This is a genomic window from Streptomyces sp. URMC 123, assembly GCF_051386515.1.
Lineage (GTDB): Bacteria > Actinomycetota > Actinomycetes > Streptomycetales > Streptomycetaceae > Streptomyces.
In genome coordinates this window covers 1-11,474 of sequence record NZ_JBPQTV010000201.1, presented here as the reverse complement: position 1 = coordinate 11,474, position 11,474 = coordinate 1, and the positions used below count along the sequence as shown (strand labels likewise).

Here is an 11,474-nt window from a genome sequence, read left to right as displayed (position 1 = left end):
GTGGTGGCGCCCGGCCGCCGCCGAGGCCAACGCCCGCGCCTTCCGCGACCATCTGCGCGCCCACCCCGACACCCACCTCGCCGACCTGGTCACCACCGCCGCGGCCGGGCGGGGCGGCGGCTCGGGGGCCTGTTCCACGATCAGATGGACATTGGTGCCGCCGACGCCGAGCGAGGTGACGCCGGCGCGGCGCGGCAGGCCGTCCACCGCCGGCCAGGGCCGGGCCTCGGTGGGGATGGTGAAGGGGCTGCGCGCCAGGTCGAGTCCGGGGTTGGGCCGGGTGAAGCCGGCCATGGGCGGGATCACGCCGTGCCGCAGCACCAGCAGAGCCTTGATCAGGCCCGCCAGGCCCGAACACACGTCGAGGTGACCGATGTTGGCCTTGACGGAGCCGAGGGCGCAGTAGCCGGTCCGCTCGGAGTCCTCGCGGAAGGCGGCGCTGGCGGCCTCGTGTTCGATGGGGTCGCCCTTGAAGGTGCCGGTGCCGTGGGTCTCGAGGTAGCCGATGGTGTCGGCGCCGACGCCGGCGTGGGCCAGGGCCCTGCGGATGGCGCGCCGCTGGCCCTCGGCACCGGGGGCGGCGTACGTGGTCTTGCCCGCGCCGTCGTTGGTGACGCCCCAGCCGCGGATCACCCCGTGGACGGTGTCACCGTCCGCGAGGGCCCGGCCGAGACGTTTCAGCACGACGGCGGCGACGCCCGCGCCGCCCACCGTGCCGTCCGACGCGGCGTCGAACGGGCGCAGCCGGCCGGAGCGGGAGAGGATCGAGCCCTTGACGTGGCGGTAGCCGAGCACCTGGGGCACATGGACGGCGGTGGCTCCGGCGAGGGCGAGGTCGCTCTCGCCGGTGAGCAGCGACTGGGCGGCGAGCCGCACGGCGACGAGCGAGCCGGAGCAGCCGGTCTGGACGCCGACGGCGGGCCCGGTGAGCCCGAGGCGGAAGGCCACCCGGGTGGCGGTGAAGTCGGCGTAGTTGCCGATGAGGGTCTGGAGCCGGGAGGCCCAGTCGTCGCCGGGGTGGGAAGGGAGGACGTTGTTGAGGAGGTAGGACTCCATGGAGTAGAGGTGGTGGCCGGCGGTGGCGTGGACGCTCACGGTCGATCCCGGGCGCTCGACGGCGTATCCGGCGTTCTCCAGCGCGTGCCGGCAGCACTCCAGGAACAGGCGCTGCTGGGGGTCGGTGATCTCCGCTTCCCGGCGGCTCATGCCGAAGCACGCGGCGTCGAATCCGGAAATGCCCTCCAGCACTCCGCCGGCGCCGATGAACTCGGGGTCGCCGTAGTGCTCGGGGGGTACGCCGGCCGCCGCGAGTTCGTTCTCGGTGAACCGGCGGATGTGGCTTTCGCCGTCGCGGATGATCCGCCAGAATTCCTCGGGGCCGTCGGCTCCGGGGAAACGGAAGGCCATGCCGATGACGGCGACGGCATCGCCGTACGGGGTGTTCATGTCTTTCCTCCCACGGCGGCGTCGGTTTCCCCGGACGGAATGGCGGTGTCGGCTGTCGCGTTCCACCGCTTTCCGGTTTTCGGGCGGCGCCGGCCGACGACCGTGAGGGCGACGAGGAATCCCGCGCACAGGGCGATGGCGACGCCGTGGAAAGCGCCGACGACGCCCAGGGGCGAGAAGTGGTCGAGGGCCGCCGCGCTCACGATCATGCCCAGTCCGAATCCCCCGTTCTCGGCGGACGCGGAGAGTCCGAAGAGCCGGCCGCGGTGGTGGTCGGGGGCTTCCTGGAGCCGGGACACATAGGCGATTTCCGTGAATCCGTCGGCCATTCCGGCGATGAGCGCCACGGTGACGGCCAAGGGGGTCGGCAGTCCGCTGAAGACCAGGATGAAGGCGGCCGACATCACACAGGCGCCGAGGGCGAAGGCCCGCTCGCCGGGGGTGCGGCCGGCGCGCCGGGCGAGGCGTCCGCAGATCTGCTGGGCGACGATGTTGCCCACGGCCCAGGTCGCCCAGAACTGGCTGACGAAGACCGCCGGGTGGGAGGGGTCCAGGGCGCTGGAGTACACGGGCAGCGCCACATTGTGGGACGACGATCCCAGGCCGTCGACGGCTCGTATGCCGATCATCACCGCGACCAGGGGCATCGCCCGCAGCAGTACGAAGGCCCGTAATCGGCCGTCGTTCGATGGGCCGCCGTTCGATGGACCGCCGCCCGCCGCGGAATCCGCCCCCGCGGAATCCGGCTCCACGGCATCCGGCCCCGCCCGGGTCCTGATCGGCAGCAAGGAGAGATTGATCGCGGAGATCACGAAGGTGGCGGCGTCCAGCGCGAACGCGGTGGCGTAGTCGAACTCGGAGATCACCACGCCCGCGGAGGCGAATCCCGCGATCATCGCGAGGGAGCGCCAGGTGACCAGCAGACCGTTGGCGCGGGCCCGCAGATCGGCGCCGACGATTTCCGGGACGCTGCTGCGCAGGGCCACTTGGGAGAGCGTGGAGCAGAATCCCGTGGCCACCGCGGCACCGTAGAGAAGGGAGAGCCGGGAGCCGCTCGGCGCCAGCAGAACCGCCACCAGGACGGCCGCCTGGGTGAGATCGGCGCCGACCATCAGCCGTTTGCGGTCGAATCGGGTGACGAGCCATCCGCTCACGAATCCCGAGACCACGCTGGTCGCCAGGCGCAGGGCCATGAACAGCCCGGCCGCCAGGGCGCTGCCCGCCTCCTGGTAGACGAAGAGATTCAACGCCACCATGTTGAGGTAACTGCCGTATGCCGAGATGCCGTGACCGACGACGAGCAGGCGGAACCAACGCACTGCCGGGAGCCCCCTCGCTCGCACTCGGCGATCACCAGTGATCTTCACCCTGCCACAATCGGTCGGACCCGTCCAGGTTTTCCCACGAACCCAACAGACGTGTAAGCGGCGGCATTTGAGCCGTCACATGAGTCGTCGCGACACGATCCGTCGCACGCCCCCGTATCCATTCGGCTCCGATTCCCGCGCCGCGCGGACGCCCGTCGAAATGTCATGCTCACGGAAAAGGGAATGTCATGCTCACAAGAAATGCGCGGCCGTGGCGGCATGGCAGGTCACCGCGCGCGGCACGGCCGCTCCGCGAAGGCCACAGCATGACCGTTCCGCGAAGGCCACCGCTCGGCCGGGCCGTCCCGTGGGCCATCGGGGTGCAGCGCCCCGGAACGGCCGCATGACGCGGGCCCACCGTGGAACGCGTACCTCACAGGTAATCTTCGCGGGAGGTTCGATGTCCACGGCGCAGTCCGACCCGGCGGCCCCCGGAGCGCGGCCCGAGGGCCCCGAGCACCCCGGCGGGCTCGGGGACGAGGAACTGGCCACGCTCGACGCGTACTGGCGGGCGGCGAACTACCTCGCCGTCGGGCAGATCTATCTGCTCGACAACCCCCTGCTCCAGGAGGAGCTGCGCGCCGAGCACATCAAGCCGCGGCTGCTGGGCCACTGGGGCACCTCCCCCGGGCTGAACCTGGTGTACGCCCACCTCAACCGGGTGATCAAGGCCCGGGACCTGGAGGCCCTGTGCATCTGGGGGCCGGGCCACGGCGGCCCGGCGGTGCTGGCCAACGCCTGGCTGGACGGCAGCTACTCCGAGACCTACCCGGACGTGAGCCGGGACGCGGCGGGCATGGCCCGGCTGATGCGGCAGTTCTCCTTCCCCGGCGGTGTGCCCAGCCATGTCGCGCCCGACGTGCCGGGCTCCATCCACGAGGGCGGCGAGCTGGGCTACTCCCTCGCCCACGCCTACGGGGCCGCGCTGGACAACCCCGACCTGCTGGTGGCCTGTGTGATCGGCGACGGGGAGGCCGAGACGGGCCCGCTGGCCGGCTCCTGGCACTCCAACAAGTTCCTCGACCCGGTGCACGACGGCGCGGTCCTGCCCATCCTGCACCTCAACGGATACAAGATTGCCGGCCCCACGGTGCTGTCCCGGCTGCCCCGCGCCGAGCTGGACGCGCTGCTGCGCGGCTACGGCCACGAGCCGATCCATGTCGCCGGGGACGATACGCGCCAGGTGCACCGGGCGATGGCGGCGGCCCTGGACACCGCCCTCGACCGGATCGCCGAGGCCCAGCGGGCGGCCCGCGAGGAGGGCGCGACGGAGCGGCCCCGCTGGCCGGTCGTCGTGCTGCGCACGCCCAAGGGCTGGACCTGCCCGGCCGAGGTGGACGGGGAGCCGGTGGAGGGCACCTGGCGCGCCCACCAGGTCCCGCTGTCCGGCGTCCGCGACGACCCCGGGCACCTGCGGCTGCTGGAGGAGTGGCTGCGCTCCTACCGGCCCGGCGAACTGTTCGACGACGAGGGCCGGCCCCGCCCGGAGGTGCTGCGGCAGGTGCCCGAGGGCGACGCCCGCCTCGGCACCACCCCGCACGCCAACGGCGGCCGGCTGCTGCGCTCGCTGCCCCTGCCCGCCCTCGAACCCTTCGCCGTGCCGGTGGGCAAGCCGGGCACCGAGGTCCACGAGCCGACCAAGGTCCTCGGCGGCCTGCTCGCCAGGATCATGGCGGACACCGCCGACCGGCGGGACTTCCGGGTGTTCGGGCCGGACGAGACGGACTCGAACCGCCTGCAGGCGGTGTACGGCGCCACCGGCCGCGCCTGGCAGGCGGAGACGCTGCCGGGCGACGAGCACCTGGCGCGCGACGGCCGGGTGATGGAGGTGCTCTCCGAGCACCTGTGCCAGGGCTGGCTGGAGGGCTATCTGCTGACCGGCCGGCACGGCGTGTTCTCCTGCTACGAGGCGTTCGTCCACATCGTCGACTCCATGGTCAACCAGCACATCAAGTGGCTCAGGACCGCCCGCGACCTGCCCTGGCGGCGGCCCGTCGCCTCCCTCAACTACCTGCTCACCTCGCACGTGTGGCGCCAGGACCACAACGGCTTCTCGCACCAGGACCCCGGCTTCGTCGACCACGTCCTCAACAAGAGCCCGCACGTCGTACGGGTTCATCTGCCGCCGGACGCCAACACCCTGCTGTGCGTCGCCGACCAGGCGCTGCGCAGCCGCGACCTGGTGAACGTGATCGTCGCGGGCAAGCAGCCGTGCCCGGACTGGCTCACGCTGGAGGAGGCGCGCGCCCACTGCGCCCGCGGCGCGGGGGTGTGGCCCTGGGCGGGCACGGAGGACAACGGCCGCGGCGAGCCGGACGTGGTGCTCGCCTGCGCCGGCGACGTACCGACCCTGGAGGTGCTGGCCGCGGCCGACCTGCTGCGCCGGCACCTGCCCGAGCTGCGGGTCCGGGTGGTCAACGTCGTCGACATGACGCGGCTGATGCCCCGCGAGGAGCATCCGCACGGCATGCCGGACGCGGAGTACGACGCGCTGTTCACCCGCGACCGGCCGGTGATCTTCGCGTACCACGGATATCCGTGGCTGGTGCACCGGCTGGCCTACCGGCGGAGCGGCCACGGCCAGCTCCATGTCCGCGGCTACAAGGAGATGGGCAGCACCACGACCCCGTTCGACATGGTCGTCCGCAACGACCTCGACCGCTTCCGCCTGGTCATGGACGTCATCGACCGGGTGCCGGGGCTCGGGGTGCGGGCGGTGGAGGTGCGCCAGGAGATGGCCGACGCGCGCACCCGGCACCACGCGTACGTACGGGAGCACGGCGTGGACATGCCGGAGGTGGCGCAGTGGTCGTGGCCGGGGCACCACCGGCACTGATGTGGTGGCATGACGGGTGGCGCGAGGCGACGCCGACGGGTGGCCAGGGTGGCGCCGACGGGTGGCTCAACCCGCGCTGTCCGGGGTCCCCTCGGGTCGCGTGTGGAGGATCTCGCGGGCCTGGTCCGCGGCGCGGGCGATGCTCTCGGAGATGAAGTCGACGAAGCGGGCGATGTTCTCCAGGCGGGCGGCGGCCGGCGTGCCGGGGCCGAGGATGCCGACGCCCTGGCGCGCGGTCTCGCCGAGCTGGGCGGTGGCGCGGGCACCGGCCATCGTCGATTGGTACATGACGTCGTTGTCGACGGCGTAGCGCTCACGGCGGCGGTCGTCGCGCTCCCGGCGGACGAGTCCCTGGGCCTCCAGGAACGCGATCGCCTTGGAGACGGACGCCGGGCTGACCTGGAGGCGCCGGACGAGGTCGGCCGCGGTGAGGCTGCCCTCGTCCGTGGTGTAGAGGCAGACCAGCACCCGGGCCGTCATCTTGGGCAGGCCCGACTGCATGAAGACGGTGGTGAACACCTCCTCGTACTCGCGCACGGCCTCGGGGTCGCGCCCGTGCGCCGGCGGGGGCGTGTTCGGGTCCCGGGGCGCGGCCTTTCTGCGGCGGTGGGCGCGGTGTTCGGTGGCGCGGTGGGCCAGGTCGGCGCGGTACGAGGTGGGTCCGCCGTTGCGCATCACCTCGCGGGTGACCGTCGAGGTGGGGCGGCCGAGGCGGCGGGCGATCTCCGCGTACGCGAGGCCGTCGGCCAGTCCCAGCGCGATCTGCTGGCGTTCCTGCTGGGTGAGCCGGCCTCCCGGCATCGCGGTCTCCTTCGTGGCCCTGTCCGACCTTCGCGGTCCGGACGCCGCCACCCTAGGGTCCACCTTCAGGTCATTGCAACACACGGAGCGGGATTGTTGCGCTGAAGCCTTTGACGCCGCATCGAATGCGCCGCCACAACCTGCTCCGAAGCGCCTTTCGCGCGACTCTCCTGTTGCCGCGTACGAGAACGCAACGTAGCTTTTCCGTCACCGGAAACGGCGGACCCGGGGAGATTACCGGAGTCTTACGGGCGGGCGGGACGGCGTGCGGCGGCCCGCCGCCGCCGGTTGGCTGGGAGCATGAGCCCGAGGGCCGGCGGCCCCGTCCGCCCGCCCGAACCTTCCCGGAGGCCCCGATGCCCAGCCGCATCCGTCCGTCGTGGCGCGTGATCGTGCCCGTCCTCGCCGCGTTCGCCCTCGTCGCCGCGGTCGGCCTGTACGCCTTCCAGCCGTGGAAGGCGTTCACCGACACCACCGTGAACGAGCAGCTGCCCTCCGGCGCCGCCCCGGCCCCCACCGCGCCGCGCGCCACCGCGCCGGGCACCGCACCGGGCGGGGCCGCCGCCGGGCGCGACCGGGCCGCCGGGGCCGGGGAGCAGTCCTCCGGGCGGTTCGTCTCCCATGAGCACACCACCACCGGCACCGCCCGTGTCCTGCGGCTGACCGACGGCACGGGGCTGCTGCGGCTGGAGGACCTGAGCACCTCGGAAGGTCCCGATGTGCGGGTGTATTTGTCGACCCGGGACGCCGCGGCCGTGGAGCGGGGGCTGGGCGAGGGCGCCGTACAGCTCGCCGGGCTGAAGGGCAACCTCGGCAACCAGAACTACACCATCCCGGCCGGCACCGATCTGTCGCGGTTCCGCAGCGCCGTCATCTGGTGCGAGCGGTTCTCCGTCTCCTTCGGCGCCGCCGATCTCGCCCCGGCCGGCCGGTGACGCCGTGACCAGCGACCCCGCCCGCCGAATTCTCGTCGTCGAGGACGACCCGACCGTCGCCGAGGTCGTCGGCGGCTACCTCGCCCGCGCCGGCTACCAGGTGGCCCACGTCGCCAACGGCTTCGCCGCCCTCGACCGCGCCGCCGCCTTCCGGCCGCACCTGGTCGTCCTCGACCTGATGCTGCCCGGCCTGGACGGGCTGGAGGTGTGCCGCCGGCTGCGCGCGGCCGGCGAGGCCGAGGGCGCCCCTCCGGTCCCGGTGGTCATGCTCACCGCGCGCGGTGACGAGGCGGACCGGATTCTCGGGCTGGAGCTGGGCGCGGACGACTACGTCAGCAAGCCGTTCAGCCCGCGGGAGCTGGTGCTGCGGGTGGGCTCGGTGCTCCGGCGCGCGGAGGCCCCGCCGCCGGCCGCCACGCCCGCCGCCCCGGTCCGGGCCGGGGAACTCGTCGCGGACCCCGGCGCGCGCCGGGCCGAGCGCGCCGGGCGGGAGCTGCCGCTGACCGCCCGGGAGTTCGATCTGCTGCTGTTCCTGCTCCGCCACCCGGGGCAGGTCTTCGGCCGCGAGGAACTGCTGCGCCAGGTGTGGGGCTGGGAGTTCGGCGATCTCTCCACGGTGACGGTGCATGTGCGGCGGCTGCGCGAGAAGATCGAGGACGACCCGGCCGCGCCCCGACTGATCCAGACGGTGTGGGGCGCGGGCTACCGCTTCGCCCCCGGCGACGGGCCGAAGGCCGGGCCCGGCCCGACGGACGGGCAAGGCCCGGAGGCCGACCCGCCGGCCGGGCAGGGCCCCGACGCCCGCCCTGGCAGCGGGCCGAAGGCCGAGTGCGGCCCAGCGGGCGGGCAGGGCCCCGCCGGCTGGCCCGGCGGCGGGCCGAAGGCCAAGGTCAACCCGGCAGACGGGCAGGGTGGCGGCCCCACGGGCGGGCCGAGCCCAGACGCCCGCCCCGCTGCTGGGCCCGGCAGCGGGGCGTCGGCATGAGGGATCTGCTGCTGATCGCCCTTCTCGCCGCCGGCGGCGCCGGCGGCGCCGGGCTGGTCTTCGCTCCCGCCGTACGGCTGTTGCGCCGCCGCTCCGTGGTGCTCTCGCTGTTCACCGTGGCGGCGCTCGCCGTCGCGGCCATGGCGGCCGGCACGGTCGCGGTCGCCGTGGAGATGTTCCTCTCCGCCCACGATCTGCGGGTGGTGCTGGTCGTGGTGGGCATGTCGGCGGTCGTCTCGCTGGCCGCCGCGCTGGTCTTCGGCCGCCGGATCGCCGCGGGCGGCCGGGAGCTGGCGGCGGCGGCCCGCACGGTCGGCAGCGAGGGCGGCTTCGCCGCCCCCGCCGACCCGCCCACCGCCGAACTGGCCGCGCTCGCCCGCGCCCTGGAGGAGACCAGCGCGCGGCTGGCCGCCTCCCGGCGGCGCGAGCGGGACCTGGAGGACTCGCGGCGCGAGCTGATCGCCTGGATCTCGCACGACCTGCGCACCCCGCTGGCGGGCCTGCGGGCCATGGCGGAGGCGCTGGAGGACGGCGTGGCCGCCGACCCCGCGCGCTATCACGCCCGCATCCGGACGGAGGTGGACCGGCTGTCCGGCATGGTGGACGACCTCTTCGAGCTCTCCCGCATCCAGGCCGGCGCGCTGTCCTTGAGCCTGTCCCGGGTCTCGGTCTACGACCTGGTCGACGACGCGCTCGCCGGCGCCCGGCCGCTCGCCGAACGGCACGGCGTACGGCTCGTGGACGGCGGGGTGGCCCGGCTGCCGGTGCGGGTGGACGGCCACGAGATGACCAGGGTCCTGGGCAACCTGCTGGTCAACGCGGTCCGGGCGACACCGGCCGAGGGCACGGTCGCGGTCAGTGCCCGCCGCGAGGGCGACCGGGTGGTGGTGGCCGTCGAGGACGGCTGCGGCGGCATCCCGGACGAGGACCTGCCCCGGGTGTTCGACACGGGGTGGCGCGGCGGCACGGCGCGCACGCCCCCGGCGGCGAGCGGCAGCGGCTCGGAGGCGGAGCCGGGCGCGGGCGGCCGGCGGCACGGCGATACGGGGGCGGGGCTGGGGCTCGCGATCGTGCGCGGGATCGTTGAGGCGCCCGCTACCGCGCGCCCGCCACGCGCCCCGAGCGCTGGGGCCCACCGCCGTACGCCCGTCACCGCGCGCCCCGAACCCGTACCGCCAGCCCGCCGGCCGCCCGTCCGCCCGTCCGCCCGGCCGCCCGTCCATCCGCCCACTCGTCAGGGCAGGTCGAGCGTGGGGTTGCGGTCGAAGAAGCCCGTCGGCCGCAGGGTGAAGCCGCAGGTGTCGACCGGCATCACCGGCCAGTCCTCCAGCCGCGGCAGATGCGTCGGCCCGAACGTGTGCCAGAGGGTCAGCTCCGTGTTCTCCAGGGACTCCCCGCCCCGCGCCCACTGGGCGACCCCGCCCCCGCCGGGGTGCTGGTTGGGGTAGTCGCCCGCGGGGTAGCGCCGCTCGGGCCGGTGCCGGGTGACCCACAGGTGCCGGGTGCCGAAGGCGACCCGGCGGGCGACCGCCGAGCCGGGCCGGGCGAGCACCACCGGGTTGGCCTCCGGGACGAGGGTGTAGGCGACGGGCGCGCCCATCCGGTTGCGGGAGTTCGGGTTGGTGATCCGCCAGCGGCGGCCGACCGTGGCGTCGGCGACCCTGCCCCCCTCCGCGCTGTCGGCCAGCGGGGTGGCGCGGACGGTGAACGCGTTGCCCGCCGGGTTGTCGGGCCCGGTGGGCACGGGCACGACGTCGAGTTCCTCGACGGTGTTGGCGGGCCCGTCGACGGCCGGGTCGAGCCGCACGCAGAACAGGTGCTGGTGGTAGGGGGCGAGCAGGCCGGGGGCGACCTCGGTGGCGTGCGGCGAACCCGCGCCCGGCTCGGTGGCGTAGGTCTGCACGATGCCGGTGGCCTTGACCTCGAAGGAGATCGTGCCGTCCTGGTAGAGGTACCAGTAGAAGCCGTAGTCGTAGTTGCCGACGGTGGCGATGTACGAGACGACGAGCCGGCGGGAGCGGCGGCTCTCGACGGCCATGCCGTTGAAGATGTCGGTGTGCTTCCAGAGCAGGCCGGTGTCCTCCTCGTGGACGCAGATGGCGTTGGGCAGGGTCTCGGGGTTGCCGTGGTCGTCGGCGAGGACGGCGTCGACGTAACTGATCTCGCCGAGGCAGTCGCAGCCCAGCCGCAGGGCGTTGGCGTTGCGGCCGAGGGTGTACTCGCCGGCGTCGAGGAAGGCGACCCAGTTGCGGGCGGGCTCGGCCTCGCCGTAGGCCACGGCCATCTCGGCGAGCGAGGCGCGGTGCAGCACGGGCCGGGTCCGCTCGCCGTCGCGCAGGGCGAGCTGGTGCAGCACCAGACCCTCGCGGGCGTTGAAGTCGAGCCGGAAGGACCAGTTCTGCCAGGTGAGCAGGGGCCCGTCGAGGGTGAAGGAGGGGCCTTCGGGCTGGGTGATGCGCAGGGGCCGCAGATCGGTGCGCGGCGGGCCGTTGAACGCGGCCTCGTAGCGCCCGCACTCGGTGGGCACGGGCACGGCCCCGGTGTCGGTGAGCCGGGCCACGCGCCGCTCGACGAGGTCGACGTCGGCGACCAGCCCGGCCACGGGGTGGGCCCAGGGGCTGTCGTCGGCGGAGCAGCGCAGGAAGGTCAGCGAGCGCACCAGGCGCCGGCCGGGCCGGCCCTCCAGGCACAGGTCGCCGGCGGCGAGGGGCGCGGCGATGACGAGGGCGGTGTCGGTGATCCCGCGCTCCGCCATGGCCTTGCGCCAGCCGGGGTCGGCCTTGACGATCCCGTCGACGTGCTCGAACTCCTCGAAGAGGAACGGCGGCTGGCCCTCGGTCGCGGCGTCGAGGGGCCGGTGGGCGAGGAGCGCCCGGGCGGTGACGTCGACGAGGGCCTCCGCGGCGGCGCCGGTGGCGGTGTCGAGCAGGGTGACGCGCAGCCGGCGTACGACGGGGTCGCCGTCGCGGTGCGCGAGGACCGTGTGCCGGTCGGGCTCCTCCAGCAGGACCAGGGGGAAGCGGGTGGTGGGGGCCACCTTGCCCGCCTCGTCGAGGACGCGCCGGGCGGTGGCTATCTCCTCGGCGGTCAGGGGGTCGAGGGGG

6 protein-coding genes and 2 pseudogenes are annotated in these 11,474 nt (G+C 74.2%); 4 read left to right on the top strand and 4 right to left on the bottom strand.

Annotated elements, in window-relative coordinates; all coding sequences use genetic code 11:
* Window positions 1-1,446: polyketide synthase (locus ACSNOD_RS21275; protein WP_436768590.1), on the bottom strand; the 1,446-nt coding region annotated here is incomplete at its 3' end.
* Complete coding sequence (locus tag ACSNOD_RS21270; RefSeq protein ID WP_436768589.1) at window positions 1,443-2,765, bottom strand: MFS transporter; 1,323 nt, start codon at window positions 2,763-2,765, stop codon at window positions 1,443-1,445. The genes ACSNOD_RS21275 and ACSNOD_RS21270, both read right to left, overlap by 4 nt.
* Window positions 2,766-3,213: 448 nt before the next feature.
* Here ACSNOD_RS21270 and ACSNOD_RS21265 point away from each other — a divergent pair, with 448 nt between their 5' ends.
* Window positions 3,214-5,649, top strand: a complete 2,436-nt coding sequence (locus tag ACSNOD_RS21265) for a phosphoketolase family protein (RefSeq protein WP_436768588.1) — start codon at window positions 3,214-3,216, stop codon at window positions 5,647-5,649.
* A gap of 66 nt (window positions 5,650-5,715) precedes the next feature.
* Here ACSNOD_RS21265 and ACSNOD_RS21260 read toward each other — a convergent pair whose 3' ends face one another.
* On the bottom strand, window positions 5,716-6,450 hold the full coding sequence (locus ACSNOD_RS21260; RefSeq protein ID WP_436768587.1) for a MarR family transcriptional regulator: 735 nt from the start codon (window positions 6,448-6,450) through the stop codon (window positions 5,716-5,718).
* Window positions 6,451-6,806: 356 nt separating this feature from the next.
* Here ACSNOD_RS21260 and ACSNOD_RS21255 point away from each other — a divergent pair, with 356 nt between their 5' ends.
* From ACSNOD_RS21255 to ACSNOD_RS21245, 3 genes and pseudogenes are all read left to right on the top strand, one after another.
* Window positions 6,807-7,385, top strand: a complete 579-nt coding sequence (locus ACSNOD_RS21255) for a DM13 domain-containing protein (RefSeq protein WP_436768586.1) — start codon at window positions 6,807-6,809, stop codon at window positions 7,383-7,385.
* Window positions 7,363-8,103 (top strand): annotated as a pseudogene (locus ACSNOD_RS21250) (response regulator transcription factor); the annotation flags it as partial. The gene ACSNOD_RS21255 and the pseudogene ACSNOD_RS21250, both read left to right, overlap by 23 nt.
* 263 nt (window positions 8,104-8,366) lie before the next feature.
* Window positions 8,367-9,461 (top strand): annotated as a pseudogene (locus ACSNOD_RS21245) (sensor histidine kinase); the annotation flags it as partial.
* 143 nt (window positions 9,462-9,604) lie between these two features.
* Here the strand turns inward: ACSNOD_RS21245 and ACSNOD_RS21240 are convergent.
* The coding region (locus ACSNOD_RS21240; protein ID WP_436768585.1) for a primary-amine oxidase at window positions 9,605-11,474 on the bottom strand (1,870 nt) is incomplete at its 5' end.